This is a genomic window from Rhodococcus sp. 1R11 (assembly GCF_004563845.1).
In the GTDB taxonomy this organism is placed as follows: domain Bacteria; phylum Actinomycetota; class Actinomycetes; order Mycobacteriales; family Mycobacteriaceae; genus Rhodococcoides.
Genome location: NZ_SPNG01000007.1, coordinates 140,864 through 164,549 on the forward strand (window position 1 = coordinate 140,864; position 23,686 = coordinate 164,549).

The window sequence follows — 23,686 nt, forward strand, 5'->3', positions numbered from 1 at the left end:
GTCGGTCGTCGAGGCGATGGCCCTCGCGGTCGAGGCATCCGAGGCAGCTCGGGGTATCAGCAGCCCCAACCCCGCGGTCGGTGCCGTGATCCTCGACGCCCGCGGCGTCGTGGTGGGCACCGGCTCCACCCGTCCACCCGGCGGCCCGCACGCCGAGATCGTCGCACTCACCGAAGCCGGCGACCGTGCACGCTGCGGCACCGCGGTAGTGACACTCGAGCCCTGCAACCACACGGGCCGCACCGGACCGTGCTCGCAGGCCCTCGTCGCTGCCGGGGTCGCGTCGGTCGTGTTCGCGGTGGCGGATCCGAACCCGCTCGCGTCCGGCGGGGCAGACGCACTGCGGAACGCCGGGATTCGCGTCGAACAGGGTGTGGGGGCGCGCGAGGTACAGCAGGGGCCACTGCGAGCCTGGCTGCACAAACAACGCACCGGACGGCCGCACGTGACCTGGAAGTACGCCGCAACCCTCGATGGGCGCAGCGCCGCCGCCGACGGGACGAGCCAGTGGATCACGGGTCCGCAGGCACGGGCACACGTCCACGTCGAGCGGGCCAAGCTCGACGCCATCGTCGTCGGAACCGGCACCGTGCTGGCCGACGACCCACGGCTGACCGCCCGTCGTCCCGACGGCACCCTGGCATCGCATCAGCCGGTTCGAGTCGTCGTCGGATCGAGGACCGTACCGGCGACCGCCGCGATACGCGGTCCAGAGGCACCGACGGTGTTTCTGGACACACACGACCCGGCCGCGGTGATCGACGCACTGGGCGAGTACACCGACATCCAGATAGAAGGTGGCCCGACTCTGGCCGGTGCGTTCTTGTCCGCCGGTCTCGTGGACCGCATCGTCGCCTACGTCGCACCTGCGGTGTTGGGCGCCGGCCCGGCTGCGGTGGAGAATGCGGGAATCGGAACAATGACCGACGCGATTCGGTTCTGCACGGAGACAGTCACCATGATCGGCAACGACGTTCTTCTGAGTGTCGTGCCCGAAGGAGCAAAGTAGATGTTCACCGGAATCGTCGAAGAGCTGGGCGAGATCGTGGCCAAGGACGAACTGCCCGACGCCGCTCGCTTCACAGTCCGGGGCCCGGTGGTGACCTCCGATGCCGGCCACGGGGATTCCATCGCAGTCAACGGCGTGTGTCTGACCGTCGTCGAAGTACTTCCCGACGGCGGATTCACCGCCGACGTCATGCAGGAGACGTTGAACCGATCGAGCCTCGGCGCTCTGGATGTCGGCAGCCGCGTCAACCTCGAACGGGCCGCGGCGCTCGGCAGCCGGCTCGGTGGACACCTCGTTCAAGGCCACGTCGACGGAACCGGAACCGTCGCCGGCCGCTCACCGTCCGAGAACTGGACCGTCGTACGGATCACCATGCCCACGTCGGTTGCGCGCTACGTCGTCGAGAAGGGATCCATCACGGTCGACGGTGTCTCGCTCACCGTGTCCGGGCTGGGAGTCGACGACGGCGTGCACTGGTTCGAGATCTCGCTGATCCCCACGACCCTCGACCTGACCACACTCGGCACGGCCGAGGTGGGTTCACCGGTCAACCTCGAAGTCGACGTCATCGCCAAGTACGTGGAGCGGCTGCAGGCGATCGACGCACAGTAAGTACTGTTGAAGTGCACGCAGGTAACGGTGCATCGGAGACATTTCCAGGGCGCTGAGCCAGGCCCGAGACCTATGGAGCGCACTTTCGTGACCAGGTTCGACAGTATCGAGCGCGCAGTTGCGGACATCGCTGCGGGCAAAGCAGTGGTGGTCGTCGACGACGAGGACCGCGAGAACGAAGGCGACCTCATCTTCGCCGCTGAGAAGGCCACCCCGGAACTGGTTGCCTTCATGGTCCGCTACACCTCGGGCTACCTCTGTGTCCCGTTGTCCGGTGAGGATTGCGACCGACTCGGCCTGCCGCCGATGTTCGCCACCAACCAGGACAAGCACGGAACGGCGTACACCGTCACCGTCGACGCGCGAGAAGGTATCGGAACCGGTATCTCCGCCTCCGACCGAGCAGCCACGATGCGCCTGCTCGCCGACCCCGACACCGGTGCGAACGACTTCACCCGCCCCGGCCATGTCGTCCCGTTGCGCGCCAAGGAAGGCGGCGTACTGCGCCGCCCCGGCCACACCGAAGCGGCCGTGGACCTTGCCCGCATGGCCGACCTCCGCCCCGCCGGAGTCATCTGCGAGATCGTCAGCCAGAAGGACGAGGGAGCGATGGCGCAGACCGACGAGCTGCGGGTGTTCGCTGACGAACACGACCTCGCACTGATCTCGATCGCCGATCTGATCGCGTGGCGTCGTAAGCACGAGAAGCACGTCGTCCGCGTCGCCGACGCGCGCATCCCCACCAGCCACGGCACCTTCCGTGCCGTCGGCTACCAGAGCATCTACGACGAGGTCGAACACGTCGCGCTGGTGCGCGGCGACATCTCCGGCCCCGACGCCGACGGCAGCGACGTGCTGGTCCGGGTGCACTCCGAATGCCTCACCGGCGACGTCTTCGGATCGCTGCGCTGCGACTGCGGCCCTCAGCTCGACGCCGCTCTCGAAATGGTGGCCGCCGAGGACAGGGGAATCGTGCTGTACATGCGAGGACACGAAGGACGCGGAATCGGCCTGCTGCACAAACTCCAGGCCTACCAACTCCAGGACGCAGGCTCGGACACCGTCGACGCCAACCTGCAACTCGGTCTGCCCGCGGACTCCCGCGACTACGGAATCGGTGCCCAGATCCTCGTCGACCTCGGGGTCTCGTCCATGCGCCTACTCACCAACAATCCGGCCAAACGAGTCGGGCTCGACGGCTACGGCCTGCACGTCACCGAGCGGGTGCCGATGCCGTTGCGCGCCAACGCCGAAAACCTCACCTACCTGCGCACCAAACGCGACCGCATGGGCCACGACCTGGTCGGCCTGGACGATTTCGAGCAAAATGACCCCGCAGGCTCCACTCCTGGTGACAACGGTCATTCCGCAGGCTCCACTCCTGCCCGCGAGAACGGGGTCAACCCATGAGCGGCGACGGCGAACCCACCCTCCAGCTCGTCGGCGCGAGTGATCTCAAATTGGCGGTCGTCGCCGGTCAGTGGCATCGGACGGTCTCCGAGGCGCTGCTCGCCGGTGCGCTCCGCAAAGCTGAGTCCGCCGGGGTACGCGACGTCACGATCATTCGCGTCGCCGGGGCCATCGAACTACCCGTCGTCGCCCAGGCCTTGGCTCGCACCCACGATGCCGTCGTCGCCCTCGGCGTGGTCATCCGCGGCGGCACACCGCATTTCGAGTACGTCTGCGATGCCGTCACAGCGGGCCTGACACGGGTGTCGCTCGACGAGGGCACTCCGGTCACCAACGGGGTGCTCACCACCAACGACGAGCAGCAGGCGCTCGATCGCGCCGGTCTGCCCGACTCGTTCGAGGACAAGGGCGGGCAGGCCACCGCGGCCGCCATCGACACGGCCTTGACCCTCAAGCATCTCCGGCAACCGTGGACGAACCAGGACTTTCAATGACGCGCGAGGAAGACACGTCCGAATGGGACATGGAAGTGAAGTCCCGTAAGTCGGCCCGGTTCGCGATCGCCGCCGCGGTGTTGCTCGTCGTCGCTCACTCGACCGTCGCGGTGCTTCTTCGGGTGTCGCCTACCGGGGTGTACTTCAGGACCGCCGATCAGCTGGCGATGGCTGGAATCGGACTGCTGCTGGCGGGCCTGGCCCTGCTGCTCACCCGCCCGCGCATTCGCGTCGGCCCGGCAGGTGTGGCGGTTCGAAACGTGTTCTCGGAGCGGATGATCGAGTGGGATCTCGTTCGCGGACTGTCGTTTCCCGATGGGGCGATGTGGGCCAGGGTCGACATCCCCGACGACGAGTTCATCAATGTGATGGCCATCCAGTCCAACGATCGTGAGCACGCTGTCGCGGCCGTTCGAAAGTTCCGTGCGCTCGAGCGCGAGTACGCGCCCGCTCGCGTCGATCAGGACTGACTCTCTGCCGCACGCTGTCGTGCACCGCTGCTGAGCTGGAGATGCGGAGAACGTCGGACCCGACCGCTAACGTGGAAGGCGTGTCCGACCCCGCTACCTATCGTCCGGCCACCGGAACCATCCCGGTGGAACCGGGCGTGTACAAATTCCGCGATCCACACGGTCGCGTCGTCTACGTAGGCAAAGCCAAGAGCCTGCGCAGCCGCCTCAATTCCTACTTCGCCGACGTGGCCTCGCTGCATCCGAGGACCCGGCAGATGGTCACCACCGCGGCGTCCGTGGAGTGGACGGTGGTCACCACCGAAGTCGAGGCACTGCAACTCGAGTACAACTGGATCAAGGAATTCGATCCACGGTTCAACGTCCGCTATCGCGACGACAAGAGCTATCCGATGCTCGCGGTGACGATGAACGAGGAGTTCCCGCGGCTGTTCGTCTACCGCGGACCCCGCCGTAAGGGTGTGCGCTACTTCGGTCCCTACGCTCATGCCTGGGCCATCCGCGAGACCCTGGACCTGTTACTGCGGGTGTTCCCGGCCCGAACGTGCTCGACCGGAGTGTTCAAGCGGCACAACCAGATCGGTAGACCCTGCCTGCTCGGGTACATCGACAAGTGCTCGGCGCCGTGTGTGGGCCGCGTCAGTGCCGAGGAACACCGCAATACCGTCGAGGACTTCTGCGACTTCCTTGCCGGCAAGACCGACAAACTCGTGCGGCAACTCGAGAAGAAGATGCAGGCGGCCTCGGAGGATCTCGACTTCGAGACCGCAGCACGCTTACGTGACGACGTGGGCGCGCTGCGTCGGGCGTTGGAGAAGCAGGCCGTGGTGCTCGGTGACGGTACGGACGCAGATCTGGTCGCGTTCGCCACCGATGCCCTCGAGGCCGCCGTTCAGGTCTTCCACGTCCGCGGTGGCCGCGTAAGGGGACAACGCGGGTGGGTGGTCGAGAAAGCCGGCGAGGTGATCGAGCGGCAGGACGAGGCAGACCTCCCCGCCCTCGTCGAGCAGTTCCTCACCCAGTTCTACGGCGAACAGGCTGCGTTGTCCGCGCAGACCCCGGGCGGCGACGACGGCGGGTCCAACGCGGTTCCGCGTGAGGTACTGGTGCCGGTGTTACCGGACAACGCCGACGAAGTGCAGGTGTGGCTCAGCGAGTTGCGTGGATCCAATGTCACGTTGCGGGTTCCGCAGCGCGGCGACAAGAAGGCATTGGCCGAGACCGTCGAACGCAACGCCAAAGAGGCTCTGCAGCAGCACAAGCTGAAGCGTGCAGGTGATTTCACGTCGAGATCTGCTGCGCTGCAAGGTATTCAGGAGGCGCTCGATCTCGATTCGGCACCGCTGAGAATCGAATGCATCGATATCTCGCACGTACAGGGCACCGATGTGGTCGCGTCACTGGTCGTGTTCGAGGACGGATTGCCTCGCAAGAGCGACTACCGCCACTACGCGATCAAGGAAGCGGCAGGCGACGGGCACTCCGACGACGTCGCCAGCATCGCCGAAGTGACCCGGCGTCGTTTCCTCCGTCATTCCGCAGACGGAGCCAACGCTGTCGGGAGCGGTGGCGATCTGGCTCCCGAAGCCGCGCTCGATCCCCAAACCGGGAGGCCACGCAGGTTCGCTTATCCGCCCAACCTGTTCGTCGTCGACGGCGGTGCACCGCAGGTCGCAGCTGCCGCAGCAGTGCTGGACGAACTCGGTGTCACCGACGTCGCCGTCGTCGGGCTCGCCAAACGACTGGAAGAAGTGTGGGTACCGGGGGAGGAGGATCCGGTTATCCTGCCGCGTACGAGCGAATCTCTGTACCTCCTGCAGCGAGTGCGCGACGAGGCGCACCGATTTGCAATCACCTTCCATCGGAGCAAGCGATCGCGCCGTATGACTGCGTCGGCCCTCGACTCGGTGCGCGGGCTCGGCGAGTCGAGGAGAACCGCCCTGGTGGCGCACTTCGGATCGGTGGCCAATCTCAAGAAGGCAACGGTCGAAGAAATCGTCGAGGTCCCCGGAATCGGCACCACCACCGCCAAGTCGGTGCTGGCCGCATTGGGTTCCGACCCGAGCGGGGCCGATGTAGGCGATGATGGCAGCGCAACGGCAACGACACCGGGCGAGAACACGGCCGACCATGCGATCGAACCGCGTGTGGAATCGGCGGGACAGGCTTCGTAGTGAGCGAACAACAGACACAGGCACACCCTCCGTCCGAGCCGCACCCCGGAAACCCCGACGAGCGGGCCGACTCGCCGCACGACGGCATCGAAGTGGCATTGGTCACGGGCGTGTCCGGCGCCGGGTTGCGCACGGCCGCCAAGATTCTCGAAGATCTGGGTTGGTACGTGGCCGACAACCTGCCGCCCGAGCTCATTTCCAAGATGGTCGATCTCGGGCTCGAATCGCAGCCCCGTATCGAGCGCCTCGCACTGGTGATGGACGTGCGCAGCCGCCTGTTCACCGGCGACCTGGGCTGGGTTGTCAAAGAACTCGACTCCAAGGGTGTGCGCAATCGCGTGCTGTTCCTGGATGCGTCCGACGCCGTGCTGGTCCAGCGATTCGAATCGAATCGGCGCAGTCACCCGTTGCAGAACGACGGCCAGGACGGAACCTTGACCGAAGGGATCACCGCCGAGCGTCTACGGCTCGCGCAGGTCAAGGCGGCTGCTGACCTCACCGTCGACACGACCTCGTTGTCGGTGCACCAGCTTCGGCGCAAGATCGAAACGGTCTTCGGGGACGCCGACACTGTCGGCGTCGGCGTGACGGTCCAATCCTTCGGCTTCAAGTACGGGCTTCCGATGGATGCCGACCTGGTCTGCGACGTGCGTTTTCTGCCCAATCCGCACTGGGTGCCCGAACTGCGCGAACACACCGGCCAGGACGCGGACGTACGCGACTACGTCCTGGAACAGAACGGGGCACACGACTACCTGCAGACGTACACGCACCTGTTGAATCTGACCATCGAGGGATACGTGCGGGAAGGCAAGCGATACATGACGGTGGCCGTGGGCTGCACCGGAGGAAAACACCGAAGCGTCGCGATGACGGAGGCCCTGGCCGGCATTCTCGCCGAGCAGGGGGACGTATCGGTCCGCGTATTGCACCGTGATCTGGGCCGCGAATGAGCGATACTGCGCACCGTCCGGACTCGGGTTCGAATCCCAAGATCGTCGCGCTGGGCGGCGGCCACGGCTTGTACGCGACGCTGTCGGCAGCGCGACTGCTCAGCAGCGATGTCACTGCAGTGGTGACGGTCGCCGACGACGGCGGGTCCTCGGGTCGTCTGCGTGCAGAACTCGGCGTCATCCCACCCGGAGATCTGCGGATGGCACTGGCTGCCCTGGCCCGCTCGGACGCCAGGACCCAGCTGTGGACCGACGTCATTCAGCACCGATTCGGGGGCACCGGTGCCTTGGCCGGCCACTCGGTGGGGAATCTGGTTCTCGCCGGGCTCACCGAAGTACTCGGCGACCCGATAGCTGCCCTCGACGAGATGGTGCACATGCTCGGTATCGACGGACGAGTGCTGCCGATGTCACCGATCGCGCTCGATATCGAAGCCGATGTGTCCGGCCTCGAGGACGACCCACGCGTGAGTCGCGTCATTCGCGGTCAGGTAGCCGTCGCCACGACGCCCGGCAAGGTCCGGCGCGTGCGGCTGTTGCCACCGGACCCGCCGGCCACGGCGGAGGCGCTGGCCGCCATCGCCGCAGCGGATCTGATCGTGCTCGGTCCCGGATCGTGGTTCTCGAGTGTCATTCCCCACGTGCTGGTGCCGGATCAGCTCGCTGCGCTGGCGCGCACGAGCGCGCCCAAGGTGCTCGTCCTCAACCTGGCACCGGAGCTGGGGGAGACCACCGGATTCTCTGCCGAGCGCCATGTCCACGTACTCTCCCAACACGCACCTGATTTGGGAATCGACCACGTGTTGGTCGATTCCGCCTCGGTCCCGGAGGGCAGCAACCGCGAGCACGTAGCGCGCGCCGCTGCCCGGCTCGGCGCTGGGGTCGTCTACGTCGACGTTGCCGAAACCGGCACTCACGCACATCATTACGGAAAGCTGGCTGCTGCTCTCGGAGCCATCGTGTCGTCCACCGACGGCTCGGCAACGACAGCGGCGCGCAGAGAGGGGATCACTTCGTGGCCATGACAGCGGAGGTCAAGGACGAGCTGAGCAGGCTCACCGTCAGTCAGGTCAGCTGCCGCAAGGCCGAGGTGTCCGCCCTGCTGCGCTTCGCCGGCGGGCTGCACATCGTCGCGGGTCGAGTGGTGGTGGAGGCCGAGGTGGATCTCGGGTCCATCGCACGGCGGCTGCGACGCGAGATCTTCGAGCTGTACGGCTACTCCTCCGACGTCCACATGCTCAGCGCCGGCGGCCTGCGCAAGACGTCGCGGTACGTGGTGCGCGTGGCCAAGGACGGAGAGGCTCTGGCTCGCCAGACCGGGCTGCTGGACCTCCGCGGCCGCCCCGTGCGGGGCCTGCCCGCTCAGGTCGTGGGCGGCACGGTCGGCGACTCCGAGGCCGCGTGGCGCGGCGCGTTTCTCGCCCATGGCTCGCTCACCGAACCGGGACGATCGTCTGCACTCGAGATCAGCTGCCCAGGACCGGAGGCGGCGCTCGCCCTCGTCGGTGCCGCTCGGCGCCTCGGAGTGGCAGCCAAGGCACGTGAGGTGCGCGGCACCGACCGAGTCGTCGTACGAGACGGCGAAGCCATCGGAGCGTTGCTCACGCGCATGGGCGCACAGGACACCCGGTTGGTGTGGGAGGAACGCCGGATGCGCCGCGAGGTTCGGGCCACTGCCAACCGTCTGGCGAACTTCGACGACGCCAACCTGCGCCGGTCCGCTCGGGCCGCAGTTGCTGCCGCCGCACGCGTCGAGCGGGCCCTGCACATTCTCGGCGAGGACGTACCCGATCATCTTGCTGCAGCGGGTTCCCTCAGGGTCCAGCACCGTCAGGCGTCACTGGAGGAACTCGGCCAGCTTGCCGACCCGCCGATGACCAAGGATGCGGTGGCCGGTCGGATCCGGCGCCTGCTGTCCATGGCAGATCGGAAAGCGAAGGAGACCGGCATACCCGACACCGAGTCGGCGGTCACCGCGGAGCTGCTCGACGAGGCGTAGAGCGCCTCGATCGAGTGATGCGCGCGCTCCGCCGGAGCGCACACTAGGGTAGGAACAGCGTGTGGCACCCCGCATGCAGGCACGACCAGACACTTGTTTTCACAACTTTTAGGAGCGAACAGTGACGATCCGGGTAGGCGTCAACGGCTTCGGCCGCATCGGGCGTAACTTCTTCAGGGCAGTCGACGCGCAGAAGGCGCTCGGTACCACCGACATCGAAATCGTTGCTGTCAACGACCTGACCGACAACGCATCGCTCGCACACCTGCTCAAGTACGACTCGATCCTGGGCCGCTTGCCGCACGACGTCTCGCTCGAGGGCGAAGACACCATCGTCGTCGGCGGCCAGAAGATCAAGGCTCTGTCGCTGCGTGAGGGACCGTCCGCACTTCCGTGGGGTGACCTGGGCGTCGACGTCGTCGTCGAGTCCACCGGCATCTTCACCGACGCTGCGAAGGCTCAGGGTCACATCGACGCCGGTGCCAAGAAGGTCATCATCTCCGCGCCCGCCAAGGGCGAGGACATCACCATCGTCATGGGCGTCAACGACGACAAGTACGACGGCAGCCAGAACATCATCTCCAACGCGTCGTGCACCACCAACTGCCTCGGCCCCATCGCCAAGGTTCTCGACGACGAGTTCGGCATCGTCTCGGGCCTCATGACGACCATTCACGCGTACACGCAGGACCAGAACCTGCAGGACGGCCCGCACAGCGACCTCCGTCGTGCACGTGCAGCAGCGCTGAACGTCGTCCCCACCGGTACCGGTGCGGCCAAGGCCATCGGCCTGGTTCTTCCGCAGCTGCTCGGCAAGCTCGACGGCTACGCGCTCCGGGTTCCGATCCCCACCGGCTCGGTCACCGATCTGACCGCTCTGCTGAAGAAGAAGGCCAGCGCGGACGACATCAATGCCGCGATGAAGGCAGCTGCAGAAGGCCCGCTGAAGGGCATTCTGAAGTACAACACCGATCCGATCGTGTCCTCGGACATCGTCACCGACCCGCACTCGTCGATCTTCGACGCGCCGCTGACGAAGGTCATCGACGACCAGGTCAAGATCGTCTCCTGGTACGACAACGAGTGGGGCTACTCCAACCGCCTCGCCGACCTCATCGGTCTCGTCGGCAAGTCCTTCTGACACCGATGGCTGTCAAGACACTGCAGGATCTGCTCGATGCCGGTGTCGAAGGCCGTGGCGTCCTCGTGCGATCGGACTTCAATGTCCCGCTCGAGGACGGCACGATCACCGATCCGGGCCGCATCCAGGCGTCGATCCCCACGCTGCGGGCGTTGGTCGAGGCCGGTGCCAAGGTCATCGTCACCGCTCACCTCGGTCGCCCCGACGGCAAGCCCGACGCGAAGTACAGTCTGGCTCCGGTCGCTGCCAAGCTCGGCGAGCTGCTCGGCCGGCACGTCCAGCTCGCAGGAGACGTGGTGGGTCAGGACGCCGAGGCACGCGCCGAGGGCCTGACCGACGGTGACGTACTGCTGCTCGAGAACATCCGCTTCGATCCGCGTGAGACCAGCAAGGACGAGTCCGAGCGTGCCGCTCTGGCTCGCGAGCTCGTTGCTCTGGCCGGCGACGATGCGGCATTCGTCTCCGACGGATTCGGCGTCGTGCACCGCAAGCAGGCGTCGGTCTACGACGTGGCGCAGCTGCTTCCGCACTACGCGGGCACGCTCGTCGCGGCCGAGGTCGAGGTGTTGGCCAAGCTGACCGAGGATGCGGCTCGTCCGTACGCGGTGGTGCTCGGCGGCTCCAAGGTCTCGGACAAGCTCGGCGTCATCGAGGCGTTGGCTCCCAAGGTCGACACCCTCGTCATCGGCGGCGGCATGGCGTTCACTTTTCTTGCCGCACAGGGTTATTCGGTCGGCAACTCGCTGTTGCAGGAGGATCAGATCGGGGTCTGCAAGGACCTGCTCGAGCGCTTCGGCGATGTGATCCACCTTCCGGTCGACATCGTCGTCGGAGACAAGTTCGCGGCCGACGCCGAGTCGAAGACTGTGAAAGCCTCCGAAATTCCGGACGGCTGGATGGGTCTGGACATCGGACCGGACTCGGTCAGTCGTTTCGCCGTCGTGCTGTCCAATGCGAAGACGATCTTCTGGAACGGTCCTGCAGGTGTCTTCGAGTTCGACAAGTTCTCGGCCGGTACCAAGGGCATCGCGGAAGCGATCGTCGGAGCCACCGAGAAGGGCGCGTTCAGCGTGGTCGGTGGTGGTGATTCCGCGGCTGCGGTACGTACCCTCGGACTGCCCGACGACGGCTTCTCGCACATCTCCACCGGTGGTGGTGCATCCCTCGAATACCTCGAAGGCAAGCAACTGCCCGGTCTATCCGTCCTGGAGGCGTAACGCATGGCACGTAAGCCGCTCATTGCGGGCAACTGGAAGATGAACCTCAACCACCTCGAGGCCATCTCTCTGGTGCAGAAGATCGCCTTCTCGTTGCCCGAGAAGTACTTCGACAAGGTGGACGTCACGGTCATTCCGCCGTTCACCGACATCCGCAGCGTCCAGACGCTGATCGAAGGCGACAAGCTCCTGCTCACCTATGGTGCTCAGGACGTCTCCGCCGAGGACAGCGGTGCGTTCACGGGCGAGATCAGCGGATCGATGCTGGCCAAGCTGGGATGCACCTTCGTCGTGGTCGGCCACTCCGAGCGACGCACGTTGCACAGCGAGGACGACGCCGTCGTTCTCGCGAAGACGAAGGCTGCTCTGAAGAACGGGCTGACTCCGATCGTGTGCATCGGCGAGGGTCTGAACATTCGTGAGGCCGGTGAGCACGTGGCGTACAACGTGGCTCAGCTCCGCGGTTCGCTCGACGGCCTCACGGCCGATGACATAGCCAAGGTCGTCATCGCCTACGAGCCGGTGTGGGCCATCGGCACTGGACGCGTGGCCTCGGCATCGGACGCTCAGGAAGTGTGCGGTGCCATTCGGGAGGAACTGAAGGAACTGGCGTCGGCCGAGGTCGCTGCCGGCGTCCGCGTGCTGTACGGCGGTTCGGTCAACGCCAAGAACGTCGGCGAGATCGTCGGCCAGCCCGATGTCGACGGTGCACTGGTCGGTGGAGCGTCGCTCAAGGCCGACGAGTTCGCGACGCTGTCGGCAATCGCTGCAGGCGGACCGTTGCCCTGATCGGCCATCGTCACTGCTGCACGGAACTGACTTCGGACATCCCGCTTCGGCGGGGTGTCCGAAGTCGTTCTCGGGGCCAGGTAGGCTGCTGAGGGCATCGAATCGAGTTTGAGGTGGACATGGATCTGTTTCTGGATATCCTGCTGGTCATCACCAGCCTGGCGCTGATCTTGCTGATCCTGCTGCATCGCGGCAAGGGTGGAGGTCTGTCCAGCTTGTTCGGTGGCGGCGTGCAGTCCAGTCTGTCCGGCTCCACGGTCGTCGAGAAGAACCTCGATCGCCTGACGGTCTTCACCGGCCTCATCTGGTTTATCGCGATCCTCGGCATCGGTCTCGAGATCAAGTTCACCTGATCCGATTCGGCTCCGAGTGCGAGTTGACGGCCGAGCGACGATACTGGGGGGATGAGCGAATCCTCTTACGAGTCAGTCGGTTCCCCGGCATTCGTCACACCGACAGCTCGTGGTCGAGAGTTGACCGAGCCGCTACGGGAGGACATCCGCTACCTCGGCGGCATTCTCGGTGAGATCATTCGCGAACACGAGGGCGACGAAGTCTTCGAGCTCATCGAGTCCGCACGAGTGGAGTCCTTCGCGGTGCGTCGCTCCGAAATCGAACGCGACGACTCTGTCGGCCGGTACAACGATGTCGAAGTGGCTCGAGCTGTTCCGCTGATCCGCGCGTTCAGTCACTTCTCGTTGTTGGCGAACCTTGCCGAGGACCTCCACCGCGAGCGTCGCCGAGCCATTCACCTGGACAACGGAGACCCGCCGCAGGACAGCAGCCTGGACGCAACGTGGTCGAAGATCGACGCCGCCGCTCCGTCGCGCGAGCAGGTCGCCGCCGCGTTGACCGACGCGTTGGTGGCACCGGTCATCACCGCGCACCCCACCGAAACGCGTCGCCGAACGGTGTTCGACGTCCAATCGAAGATCACCGCACTGATGCGTCGGCGCGAGGTCGCGTCGGCTGCCCCGGAGGGCAAAGCCGCCGGAGCCGCAAAGGAATTGGCCGCGATCGACGTGCAGATTCGCCGGCAGGTGCTGACGCTGTGGGAGACGGCCCTGATTCGGCTGTCGCGGTTGCGCATTCAAGACGAGATCGAAGTGGGTCTGCGCTACTTCGAGTCCTCGCTGTTCGATGTCATGCCCGCCCTCAATGCCGATGTCCGCGCGGCGCTGCGAGCGCGATGGCCGGAGGACGACCTGCTGCCTCGGCCGATACTTCGGCCGGGGTCCTGGATCGGCGGAGACCGCGACGGCAATCCGAACGTCACCGGCGAGGTGGTGCACACGGCCACCCATCAGGCCGGTTACGTGGCGTTCGAGCACTACCTCGACGAACTCGTCGCGCTGGAGAATGAGTTGTCGATGTCCGCGCGACTCGTCGCGGTCACCGAGGAACTCGAGGCTCTGGCCGAGGCGTCCGCGGAACCGGACGATCGCCGGGCCGACGAACCGTACCGCGTTGCCGTAGTCGGTATCCGGGCCCGTCTCACGGCCACGGCACGGGCGGTGCTCGATGCGGTTCCGGTGTCCGGAATCGATCTCGGTGCCAACCAGTATGCGAGCCCGCAGGAAGTACTCGACGATCTCGACACTCTCGACCGGGCGCTCCGGGCCGACGGAGACGGACTGATCGCCGACGATCGCCTGCTCCGGCTCCGGCAGTCGGTCGAGACGTTCGGATTTCATCTGCAGGCATTGGACATGCGGCAGAACTCCGAGACCCACGAGGAAGTGGTCGCGGAGCTGTTGGCCTGGGCCGGGGTTCATCAGGACTATATGTCTCTCGACGAGGACGAGCGTGTCTCGGTGCTCTCGCACGAACTCGCCACTCGGCGTCCCCTCATCGGGCCCACTGCGCAACTCAGCGACCTCGCTGCGAAAGAACTGGGCATCGTCAAGGCGGCCAAGGAAGCCATCGACCACCTGGGCCCGGACACCGTTCAGAACTACATCATCAGCATGTGTCAGTCGGTCAGTGACATGCTCGAGGCGGCCCTGCTGCTCAAAGAAGCAGGGATCTTCGATCCCGGCGTCGATGGTTCGGCACCGACCTCGACGGTGGGTGTCGTGCCGCTCTTCGAGACGATCGAGGACCTGCAGCAGGGTGCCGCGACGCTGCTCGCCACTCTCGACGTTCCGATCTACCGCGCTCTGGTGGCCGGTCGCGGCATGAACCAGGAGGTCATGCTCGGGTATTCGGACTCGAACAAGGACGGTGGCTATCTCGCGGCCAACTGGGCGCTGTACCGTGCCGAACTCGACCTGCTCGAAGCGTCCCGAAAGACAGGAATTCGGTTGCGGCTCTTCCACGGTCGCGGTGGCACCGTCGGGCGCGGCGGCGGCCCCAGTTACGACGCGATTCTGGCGCAACCGCCCGGTGTGGTGCAGGGATCGCTCCGTCTCACCGAGCAGGGTGAGATCATTGCAGCGAAGTACGCCGAACCGTCGATGGCGCGGCGCAACCTGGAATCGTTGGTCGCGGGCACACTCGAATCGACGCTGCTCGACCTCGAAGGATTGGGTGACGGCGCCGAGGCCGCCTACGACGTTCTGGACGATCTCGCGGCCAAGGCTCGGGCAGCGTATGGCCGGCTGGTGCACGAGGAGCCCGGGTTCGTCGAGTACTTCCGCACGTCCACGCCTGTTGCCGAGGTCGGCGAGCTGAACATCGGGTCGCGTCCGGCGTCGCGTAAGCCGACGAATTCCGTGTACGACCTGCGTGCCATCCCGTGGGTGATGTCGTGGAGTCAGTGCCGCGTGATGCTGCCCGGTTGGTACGGAACCGGATCGGCCTTCGAGGAGTGGGTCGGTGACGACGACGCCAGGCTGGAGGTACTCGCGGAACTGTATCGGAAGTGGCCGTTCTTCCGCACTGTGCTGTCCAACCTGGCGCAGGTCATGGCCAAGTCCGATCTGGGCATCGCCGCTCGGTATGCGGAACTCGTTCCCGACGCCGACCTCCGCGCACGCATCTTCGGCATGATCGAGGCCGAACACGCCACCACCGTTCGGATGTATCTGAAGATCACCGGTCACAGTCGATTGCTGGAGGACAACCCGGCGCTGGAGCGATCGGTACACAACCGGTTCCCGTACCTGGAACCTCTCAACCAGATGCAGGTCGAGATGTTGCGTCGATACCGCAACGGTGACGACGACGAACGGGTCAAGCGCGGAATCCTGCTGACGATGAACGGACTGGCCACGGCGCTACGCAACAGCGGCTAGAGCCGCACGTCTCGCTGAGCCGCCACGGAACCGGTGGCCGACGGTCTGCGTCCAACCGGGTATGAGGACGTGCAGAAACACTCTCGACGCGTGGCGGGACGGGACGGCGTATCGGGTGATCGCTCGATCGCGGTATGCGGACTTCCGAGACACGCTCGGTGACGTCGGCGAGTCCATGGGTGGTTCTACTGGGACTGGTTCGAATGGGACTGGTTCGAACGACTGCGGCGTCGATTCAGGGGAGTGAACTCCTGAATCGACGCCGCAGTACGTGTGCTGTCAGCTGTGGATCGAGGATGTCATCGGTCCAGCTGTGAGGCCGCGGCCTCGTCGACGAACCAGACCGTCGATTCCGCGCCGACGGCTCCGGCCGACGGCCAGTCGTCCGACGCTGCTCCGCCGACGGCGGCAGCTACCGCCTCGGCCTTGCCGTCGCCGGACACCAGCAGCCACACGTGCTTGGCCCTCCGGACGGCGGGCAGGGTGAGAGTGATGCGCACCGGCGGCGGCTTGGGGGAGTCCTCGACGGCCACGACGAAACGATGCTGCTCGCGGACCGCGTCGGTGCGCGGGAAGAGCGAGTTGATGTGGCCCTCGCCGCCCATACCCAACAGGTGGATGTCGAAATCGGGGCATTCACCGTCGGCGGCTCGTGAGTGCAGCGTCTGCGCATAGGCCGCTGCAGCCGTTTCCGGGTCCGAGCCGTACGCGCCGTCCGACGTCGCCATCGTGAACAGTCGATCCGGGTGCACGTCGACGTGCTTCAGCAGCGCGTCCGATGCCTGGACTTCGTTGCGCTCGGGATCTCCCGCGGGGAGAAAACGCTCGTCACCGAAATAGATGTCCACCCGTGACCAGTCGATGGTCCCGGAATCCGCGCGCAATGCCTCGAGGAGGGCGATGCCTGTCCCGCCTCCGGTCAACACCACCGACGCGACACCGCGCTCGGCTTGGGCCGCGACGACGACGTCGACGAAGCGAGTGCGGGCGGCATCGACCAGCCCCTGTGCGTCGAGGTATCGGAGGACCGACTGATTACTCATAGCTCACTTTCGACAGACCATGGAGGGCGAGTTCGTAGATTTCGTCCGTGTCGAGCCGCCGCAGTTCCTCGGCCAGGCACTCGCGGGTGTTGCGGCGCGCCAGAGCCACCTGGGCGTCGGGCTGACCGGTACGCCGCAGGGTGGCGGTCTTTCCGGTCTGCGGACGGGTCAGCGAGATGCTGCTGTTCTCCCTGTTCAGCTCCACCTTGAGCTCGCCTGCTCGGCGGTAGACCGGCACGTCGAGCTTCGCTGCCAGCCAGCCGGCCAGAATGTCGAGTGCGGGCTCCTCCGCCAGTCCCGACACGGTGGCCGAGGTGACTGGCTCGAACGGTGCCTGGTCGAGGGCAGTTGCCAGGAGACCGCGCCAGTAGGTGATTCGGCTCCAGGAAAGATCCGTATCGCCCTCGGTGTAGCTACTCAGCCGTCCCTTGATCGCTGCCTTGGTATCCGACGAGTTGGTAGCATCGGTGATCCGCCTGATCGCCAACCGGCCCAGTGGATCCTTCGCCGGTACCGTCGGTGCCTCGTCCGGCCACCAGGCCACGATCGGCGTATCCGGCAGCAGGAAGGGAATGACGACGCTGTGTTCGTGATCGGCGAGCTCACCGTTCAGCCGCAGTACGACGACCTCGGACGCGCCGGCGTCTCCACCGACGCGGATCTGGGCGTCGAGACTCGACTCGGCGGACCGATCACCGTGTATCAGGACGATGACGCGACACGGATGTTCCCGGCTCGCCTCGTTCGCGGCATCGATCGCTCGCTCGGCCTTTCTCGCATCACGGCTCGCGACGATCAAGGTCAGCACGCGGCCGATGGTGACCGCGCCACCTGCCTCACGAACCTCGACGAGCTTCTTGCCGACCTCGGCCGTCGTGGTGGCGGGAATGTCGACAATCACGGCCTTCTCCATTCGCGTCCGGTGCGGTGCATCATCTCGTCACCCGAGGACGGACCCCAGGTGCCGGCCTCGTACGGTTCGGCGGTGCCACCCGAGGCCCAGTACTCGAGAATCGGGTCGAGGATTTTCCACGACAATTCCACTTCCGCGTTGACCGGGAACAGCGAGGGCTCGCCCAGGAGAACGTCGAGTATCAGTCGCTCGTATGCCTCCGGGGAGGACTCCGTGAACGCCTGCCCGTAGCTGAAGTCCATGCTGACGTCGCGCACCTGCATGCTGGACCCGGGGACCTTGGAACCGAAGCGCATCGTGACACCCTCGTCCGGCTGGACTCGAATGACCAGCGCATTCTGGCCGAGTTCCTCGGTCATCGTGGCGTCGAACGGGAGATGTGGGGCGCGCTTGAACACCATCGCGATCTCGGTGACTCTGCGGCCCAACGCTTTTCCGGTACGCAGATAGAACGGAACTCCACCCCAGCGCCGAGTGTCGACCTCGAGGGTGATGGCGGCGTAGGTTTCGGTGTTCGACTCGGAGTCGAATCCCTCTTCCTCCTTGAGCCCCTTCACCTTTTGACTGCCCTGCCACCCGGCTGAGTACTGCCCGCGGGCGGACGTGCGATCGAGCGGCTCCGCGAGCTTGGTCGCCGAGAGCACCTTGATCTTTTCGGACTGCAGCTCGGTGGGATTGAAGCTCACGGGCTCCTCCATCGCAGTGATGGCGAGCAGCTGCAGAAGGTGGTTCTGAATGACGTCGCGGGCTGCCCCGATTCCATCGTAATAGCCTGCGCGACCGCCCAATCCGATGTCCTCGGCCATCGTGATCTGCACGTGGTCCACGTAGTGCGCGTTCCAGATCGGATCGAACAACTGATTGGCGAAGCGCAGCGCAAGGATGTTCTGCACTGTCTCTTTGCCGAGATAGTGGTCGATCCGAAAGACGGTGTCCTCCGGAAACACTCGGTTCACAATCGCGTTGAGTTCCTTGGCGCTCTGCAGATCGTGACCGAACGGTTTCTCGATGACGACACGTCGCCAGTTGCCGTCCTTGGCCTGAGCCAGGCCGGATCGCGAAAGCTGTTGCAGTACAACAGGGAACGCGCCGGGTGGGATCGAGAGGTAGAACGCATGGTTTCCGCCGGTACCGCGAGTGGCGTCGAGTTCGGTGAGGGTCCGCGACAACTCGTCGAATGCGGCGTCGTCGTCGAACGAACCCTGGACGAACCGGAAGCCCTCGGCAAGAGTGCTCCACACCTCTTCGCTGAACGGAGTCCGGGCATGATCGCGCACCGAGTCGTGCACGATCTTCTCGAAATCCTGGTTCTGCCACTCACGGCGGGCGAAGCCGACCAAGGCGAAACCGGGGGGTAGGAGCCCCCGGTTCGCCAGGTCGTACACCGCAGGCATGAGCTTCTTACGCGCGAGGTCGCCGGTCACTCCGAAGATGACCATGCTGCACGGCCCGGCGATGCGGGGGAGCCGCTTGTCTCGCGCGTCGCGAAGTGGATTGCGCCAATCCGCGGAATTCAGGTTTTCTGTGTCTGCGGTGGGCACAGGTCAGCTCTTCTGACCTGCTTGGCGGAGCTGCTCCTCGGTAGCTTCGAGCAACTCGTTCCAGGCACCCTCGAACTTCTGGACGCCCTCGTTCTCCAACGTCAGGAAGACGTCGGTGAGGTCGATGCCCAGGGCGGAGATGCGGTCGAAGATCTCCTGCGACTCCGGTCCCTTACCCGAGACGGTGTCGCCGACGATCTTGCCGTGGTCTGCGACTGCGTCCATTGTCTTCTCCGGCATCGTGTTCACGGTGTTCGGAGAGACGAGCTCGGTGACGTACATGGTGTCGGGGTAGGCGTCGGACTTCACGCCAGTCGAGGCCCACAGCGGGCGCTGCGGACGCGCGCCGTTGCCTGCGAGTTCGCGGAAACGGGGAGCCACCTCGAAGACCTGCTGGTACGCCACGTACGCAAGGCGTGCATTGGCCAGGGCGGCCTTGCCCTTGAGAGCCTCGGCATCGGGGGTGCCGATGGCGTCCAGCCGCGAGTCGATCTCGCTGTCCACGCGGGACACGAAGAACGACGCCACGGAATGGATCTTGTCGAGGTCGTGACCGGCGGCGCGGGCGGCCTCGAGACCCTCGAGGTACGCATTCATGACCAGCTCGTAGCGCTCGACGGAGAAGATCAGGGTCACGTTGACGCTGATTCCCTCACCGATCACCTTGGCGATGGCGGGGATGCCTTCTTCGGTTGCCGGAATCTTGATGAGGAGATTCGGACGGTCGACGATCTTCCACAGCTCGACGGCCTGCTCGTACGTCTTGTCAGCGTCGTGCGCCATGCGGGGATCGACCTCGATCGACACGCGGCCGTCGACTCCCGCGCTGGCCTCGTACTGCGGTACGAGGATGTCGCACGCCTCACGGACGTCGTCCGTGGTGACCGTGCGAATCGTGGTTTCGACATCGGCACCTTCGCCCGCAAGCTTGGTGACCTGCTCGTCGTAGGCGTCGCCCTTGCTCAACGCAGCCTGGAAGATCGACGGGTTCGTCGTCACACCGACGACGCTCTTGGTGTCGATCAGATCTTTGAGGTTGCCCGACCGAATGCGGTCGCGGGACAGGTCGTCCAGCCAGACCGAAATTCCGGCGGCGGACAGCTCGGCAAGGTTCTTGTTCTGGGTCATGAGTTATCCCTTCACGTTGGTGATGGAGCGCTGAGCGGCCGCGACGACGGCGTCGGCCGTGAAGCCGAACTCGCGGAAAAGTGTTGCCGCATCGGCAGATTCGCCGTAGTGCTCGAGCGAGATGATCTCGCCGAACCCGCCGACGATCTTCCACCACGGCATCGCGATGCCGGCTTCGATGGATACCCGCGCCTTGACGGTGGGCGGAATGACCTGGTCGCGGTAGTTCTGGTCCTGGCTCTCGAACCACTCGACACACGGCATCGACACCACCCGGGCAGCGATGCCCTGGGCCTCGAGCTGCTTCTGCGCTTCGACTGCGTACTGCAGCTCGGAGCCGGTGCCGATCAACACGACGTCCGGTGTCGCCTTGGAGGACTCGACGAGGATGTAGCCACCCTTCGAGACACCCTCGAAGCTGGTGCCGTCGAGAATCGGGATGCCCTGACGCGTCAGTGCAAGACCGACGGGACCGCTGCTGCTGGACTTCGCCAGCACGGCCTGCCACGCGAATGCGGTCTCGTTGGCGTCACCCGGACGCACCACCGACAGGTTGGGGATGGCCCGCAGCGCTGCGAGATGCTCGACCGGCTGGTGCGTCGGGCCGTCCTCGCCCAGACCGATGGAATCGTGGGTCCACACGTAGATGGGATCGATGTCCATCAGGGAAGCGAGCCGAACGGCCGGCCGCATGTAGTCGCTGAACTGCATGAACGTGCCACCGTAGGCGCGGGTCGGACCGTGCATGACAATGCCCGACAGGATCGCACCCATCGCGTGCTCACGAATGCCGAAGTGCAGCGTGCGGCCGTACGGCTCGGCGTCCCAGTCGTCGGTGGAGATCGACGTGGGGCCGAAGGACTTGGCACCCTTGATGGTGGTGTTGTTGCTGCCTGCGAGGTCGGCCGAGCCGCCCCAGAGTTCCGGCAGAACCGGACCGACTGCGTTGAGGACCTCGCCCGACGCCGCACGCGTGGCGACGGCCTTGCCGCCGGCCTCCCACGTGGGAAGTACGTCGGTCCAGTTCTCGGGCAACGTGCCCTGGGTGAGGCGGTCCAGCAGCTTCTTGCGCTCGGGCTCGCGTGCGGCCCAGGCGTCGAACTGGGTGGTCCACTCGGCGTGGGCGGTGCGGCCACGTTCCTGCAGCTTGCGGGTGTGCCCGATCACCTCGTCGGTGACCTCGAAGGTCTTGGAGGGGTCGAAATCGAGAGCCTGCTTGACCTTGGCGATTTCTTCGTCGCCGAGCGCGGCACCGTGGACGGCACCGGTATTCATCATGGTGGGGGCCGGGAAGCCGATGATGGTGCGAAGCACGATGATCGACGGCTTGTCGGTGACGGCCTTGGCTGCCTCGATGGCCTCTTCGATCGCGGTGACGTTCTCGCCGCCCTCGACCACCTGCACGTGCCAGCCGTAGGCCTCGTAACGGGCAGCCGTGTTCTCGGACAGAGCGATATCGGTCGAGTGCTCGATCGAGATCTTGTTGTCGTCGTAGAACAGGATCAGGTTGCCGAGCTGCTGCGTGCCTGCGAGCGACGATGCCTCGGAGGTGACGCCTTCTTCAATGTCGCCGTCGGAGGCGATCACGTAGATGAAGTGGTCGAACGGGCTCTCGCCGAGCGCAGGTTCGGGGTCGAACAGGCCGCGTTCACGCCGCGATGCCATCGCCATTCCCACAGCGGATGCCAGTCCCTGGCCGAGAGGGCCGGTGGTGATCTCGACGCCGTCGGTGTGGCGGAACTCGGGGTGCCCCGGGGTCTTGGACTTGTAGGTTCGCAGTGCTTCGATGTCTTCGAGCTCGAGACCGAAACCGCCCAAGTAGAGCTGCAGGTACAGGGTGAGGCTCGAGTGACCGCACGAGAGCACGAAACGGTCGCGGCCGATCCAGTGCGTGTCGGTGGGGTCGTGGCGCATGGTGCGCTGGAAGAGGGTGTACGCGAGGGGAGCCAAGCTCATCGCGGTTCCGGGGTGGCCGTTGCCGACCTTCTGCACTGCGTCCGCTGCCAGGACACGAACGGTGTCGACCGCCCGGGTGTCCAAGTCCGTCCAGTCGCTGGGGTGGTGCGCCGTGGTGAGGACGTCAATATCGTCTGTGATCGACACGAGCAGAAATCTCCTGACATTCGTTCGAGTTGTGGCTCCGAGGATTCGTCGCTCGGCGGTAACTGCACAGCGCCTGCGTGAGGCGTGAAAGTAGTCGATGCCGAAGGACGTCCCCCACCAGCCTAGTTCCGTCCGACCCTACTGTCGTGCCTTCCCCCGTCGGAGCACGAACCTGTGGTGTCGCCGCGTCGTTCCTCGGTTTGGGTGCCCTGCGAATTGGACGTGCAAACCCCGCCGTCTACCATCGTCCGTAGTAGGCGCATGTTCGACGGCTCCCGGGGGCAATTTCCGAACCGGGACCATCCGCGTGCGCGTCGGTGGCCGAGGTCCTCGTGAGGCGGGTTCTCCCAGGATCGGTCGGCCGCCAGGAACGAACCCGCGTGCCCGACGGCGCGTGGCAAGTGGCCGAGCGCCAGAGAACGACAGTCGTGCGAGGAGACGCAGTGCGAATTGGGCAGCAGCCGGGCGGACACGGTTTCGCCGGCGGCCCCGGATTCGGAGCAGACGACCAGGGCGACACCGAGCACACCGCACCGGCGTCGGCACCGCGCAGAGCGTGGGCTCTGTTCCTGGCCTATGTCGCGCTGACGAAGCCTCGGGTCATCGAACTACTCCTTGTCACGACCATTCCCGCGATGCTGCTGGCCGATCGGGGTCACGTGGACCCGTGGCTGATTCTCACCACTCTGTTCGGTGGAATGTTGGCCGCTGCCAGCGCGAACACCTTGAACATGGTGGTGGACGCAGACATCGACAAGGTGATGAAACGCACCGAGAAGCGGCCGTTGGCCCGCGGTGCGATGCCTGTGTCGCACGCACTGGTGTTCGGTCTGGTGCTGGGGGTGTTCTCGTTCTTCTGGCTCTGGGCGACGACCAACCTTCTCAGCGGCGTGTTGGCCGTCGTCACGATCTGCTTCTACATCTTCGTCTACACCCTGGTGCTCAAGCGTCGAACATCGCAGAACGTGGTGTGGGGCGGAGCCGCGGGTTGCATGCCGGTCATGATCGGCTGGTCTGCGGTCACCGGCACGATCGGTTGGCAAGCGCTCGTGATGTTCCTGGTCATCTTCTTGTGGACACCACCGCACACCTGGGCCTTGATGCTTCGCTACAAGGAGGACTACCAGGCGGCGAACGTGCCGATGCTTCCCGCCGTCGCGTCGGAGACCAAGGTCACCAAGCACATCGTGCTCTATGCGTGGGCCACGGTTGCTGCGACGCTGGCACTCGCGCCCGGCTCGGGCGTCGTCTACGCGGTTGTCGCAGTGACGTCGGGAGTCTGGTTCCTCGTCGTAGCGCACCGCCTGTACGCAGGCGTGCGTGCGGGAACTCCGGTGAAGCCACTCAAGCTGTTCATTCTGTCCAACGAATATCTGGCGCTGGTGTTCTGCGGTCTCGCCGTCGATTCTGTCCTCGGCTGGCAGACGCTCGCCCAGCTGGTCTCCTGAGCGAGC

20 protein-coding genes are annotated in these 23,686 nt (G+C 65.4%); 15 read left to right on the forward strand and 5 right to left on the reverse strand.

The genetic code is table 11. The features are described 5' to 3' along the window. Nucleotides 1–16: 16 nt before the first annotated feature. The 14 genes from ribD to ppc all read left to right on the forward strand — a co-directional run bounded on the left by ribD (nucleotide 17) and on the right by ppc (nucleotide 15,504). The gene (ribD, locus tag E4P29_RS14430) at nucleotides 17–1,009 is read left to right on the forward strand and encodes a bifunctional diaminohydroxyphosphoribosylaminopyrimidine deaminase/5-amino-6-(5-phosphoribosylamino)uracil reductase RibD (protein WP_135045899.1); all 993 of its coding nucleotides are present in this window, start codon (nucleotides 17–19) and stop codon (nucleotides 1,007–1,009) included. Next, complete coding sequence (locus E4P29_RS14435) at nucleotides 1,010–1,621, forward strand: riboflavin synthase (RefSeq protein ID WP_135045663.1); 612 nt, start codon at nucleotides 1,010–1,012, stop codon at nucleotides 1,619–1,621. An 87-nt stretch (nucleotides 1,622–1,708) separates the two neighbouring features. Next, on the forward strand, nucleotides 1,709–3,031 hold the full coding sequence (locus E4P29_RS14440; protein ID WP_245154329.1) for a bifunctional 3,4-dihydroxy-2-butanone-4-phosphate synthase/GTP cyclohydrolase II: 1,323 nt from the start codon (nucleotides 1,709–1,711) through the stop codon (nucleotides 3,029–3,031). Next, complete coding sequence (gene ribH, locus E4P29_RS14445) at nucleotides 3,028–3,525, forward strand: 6,7-dimethyl-8-ribityllumazine synthase (protein ID WP_135045667.1); 498 nt, start codon at nucleotides 3,028–3,030, stop codon at nucleotides 3,523–3,525. The genes E4P29_RS14440 and ribH overlap by 4 nt, the downstream gene beginning before the upstream one ends. Continuing rightward, nucleotides 3,522–3,995 (forward strand): PH domain-containing protein, encoded by a 474-nt coding sequence (locus tag E4P29_RS14450; protein WP_135045668.1) that lies wholly within the window; start codon nucleotides 3,522–3,524, stop codon nucleotides 3,993–3,995. The genes ribH and E4P29_RS14450 overlap by 4 nt, the downstream gene beginning before the upstream one ends. Before the next feature lie 80 nt (nucleotides 3,996–4,075). Then, nucleotides 4,076–6,169: an excinuclease ABC subunit UvrC gene (gene uvrC, locus E4P29_RS14455; RefSeq protein ID WP_135045670.1), complete on the forward strand. Its 2,094-nt coding sequence runs from the start codon at nucleotides 4,076–4,078 to the stop codon at nucleotides 6,167–6,169. A gap of 86 nt (nucleotides 6,170–6,255) precedes the next feature. Further along, nucleotides 6,256–7,122, forward strand: coding sequence for an RNase adapter RapZ (rapZ, locus tag E4P29_RS14460; RefSeq protein ID WP_135045901.1), 867 nt, complete (start codon nucleotides 6,256–6,258; stop codon nucleotides 7,120–7,122). Further along, nucleotides 7,119–8,147 (forward strand): uridine diphosphate-N-acetylglucosamine-binding protein YvcK, encoded by a 1,029-nt coding sequence (yvcK, locus tag E4P29_RS14465; RefSeq protein ID WP_135045672.1) that lies wholly within the window; start codon nucleotides 7,119–7,121, stop codon nucleotides 8,145–8,147. The genes rapZ and yvcK overlap by 4 nt, the downstream gene beginning before the upstream one ends. Then, nucleotides 8,138–9,121, forward strand: coding sequence for a DNA-binding protein WhiA (gene whiA, locus E4P29_RS14470; RefSeq protein WP_135045674.1), 984 nt, complete (start codon nucleotides 8,138–8,140; stop codon nucleotides 9,119–9,121). The genes yvcK and whiA overlap by 10 nt, the downstream gene beginning before the upstream one ends. A 121-nt stretch (nucleotides 9,122–9,242) precedes the next feature. After that, complete coding sequence (gene gap / locus E4P29_RS14475; RefSeq protein WP_135045676.1) at nucleotides 9,243–10,262, forward strand: type I glyceraldehyde-3-phosphate dehydrogenase; 1,020 nt, start codon at nucleotides 9,243–9,245, stop codon at nucleotides 10,260–10,262. 5 nt (nucleotides 10,263–10,267) lie between these two features. Further along, nucleotides 10,268–11,479: a phosphoglycerate kinase gene (locus tag E4P29_RS14480; protein ID WP_135045678.1), complete on the forward strand. Its 1,212-nt coding sequence runs from the start codon at nucleotides 10,268–10,270 to the stop codon at nucleotides 11,477–11,479. A gap of 3 nt (nucleotides 11,480–11,482) precedes the next feature. After that, on the forward strand, nucleotides 11,483–12,268 hold the full coding sequence (tpiA, locus tag E4P29_RS14485) for a triose-phosphate isomerase (protein WP_135045680.1): 786 nt from the start codon (nucleotides 11,483–11,485) through the stop codon (nucleotides 12,266–12,268). Nucleotides 12,269–12,387: 119 nt separating this feature from the next. Next, nucleotides 12,388–12,621, forward strand: a complete 234-nt coding sequence (secG, locus tag E4P29_RS14490; protein WP_135045682.1) for a preprotein translocase subunit SecG — start codon at nucleotides 12,388–12,390, stop codon at nucleotides 12,619–12,621. A gap of 51 nt (nucleotides 12,622–12,672) precedes the next feature. Beyond that, nucleotides 12,673–15,504 (forward strand): phosphoenolpyruvate carboxylase, encoded by a 2,832-nt coding sequence (gene ppc, locus E4P29_RS14495; RefSeq protein ID WP_135045684.1) that lies wholly within the window; start codon nucleotides 12,673–12,675, stop codon nucleotides 15,502–15,504. Between the two features lie 299 nt (nucleotides 15,505–15,803). Here ppc and pgl read toward each other — a convergent pair whose 3' ends face one another. Genes pgl through tkt form a run of 5 tightly spaced genes read right to left on the reverse strand, consistent with a single transcriptional unit; the run spans nucleotide 15,804 to nucleotide 22,232 of the window. Beyond that, nucleotides 15,804–16,547 carry a 6-phosphogluconolactonase gene (gene pgl, locus E4P29_RS14500; protein ID WP_135045686.1) on the reverse strand — a complete coding sequence of 248 codons (744 nt, stop codon included), beginning with the start codon at nucleotides 16,545–16,547 and terminating at the stop codon, nucleotides 15,804–15,806. Continuing rightward, entirely contained in the window at nucleotides 16,540–17,448 is a 909-nt protein-coding gene (opcA, locus tag E4P29_RS14505; protein WP_209205408.1) for a glucose-6-phosphate dehydrogenase assembly protein OpcA, read from the reverse strand. Before opcA ends, pgl begins: the two co-directional genes overlap by 8 nt. Next, a complete protein-coding gene (gene zwf / locus E4P29_RS14510) occupies nucleotides 17,445–19,001 on the reverse strand; it encodes a glucose-6-phosphate dehydrogenase (protein ID WP_135045690.1) in 1,557 nt (518 codons plus the stop codon). The genes opcA and zwf overlap by 4 nt, the downstream gene beginning before the upstream one ends. A 3-nt stretch (nucleotides 19,002–19,004) precedes the next feature. After that, nucleotides 19,005–20,129: a transaldolase gene (gene tal / locus E4P29_RS14515; RefSeq protein WP_135045692.1), complete on the reverse strand. Its 1,125-nt coding sequence runs from the start codon at nucleotides 20,127–20,129 to the stop codon at nucleotides 19,005–19,007. Between the two features lie 3 nt (nucleotides 20,130–20,132). Then, nucleotides 20,133–22,232 carry a transketolase gene (tkt, locus tag E4P29_RS14520; protein ID WP_135045694.1) on the reverse strand — a complete coding sequence of 700 codons (2,100 nt, stop codon included), beginning with the start codon at nucleotides 22,230–22,232 and terminating at the stop codon, nucleotides 20,133–20,135. A 443-nt stretch (nucleotides 22,233–22,675) separates the two neighbouring features. Between tkt and E4P29_RS14525 the strand changes: the two genes are divergently transcribed. Further along, the gene (locus tag E4P29_RS14525; RefSeq protein ID WP_135045696.1) at nucleotides 22,676–23,680 is read left to right on the forward strand and encodes a heme o synthase; all 1,005 of its coding nucleotides are present in this window, start codon (nucleotides 22,676–22,678) and stop codon (nucleotides 23,678–23,680) included. Nucleotides 23,681–23,686: the final 6 nt, after the last annotated feature.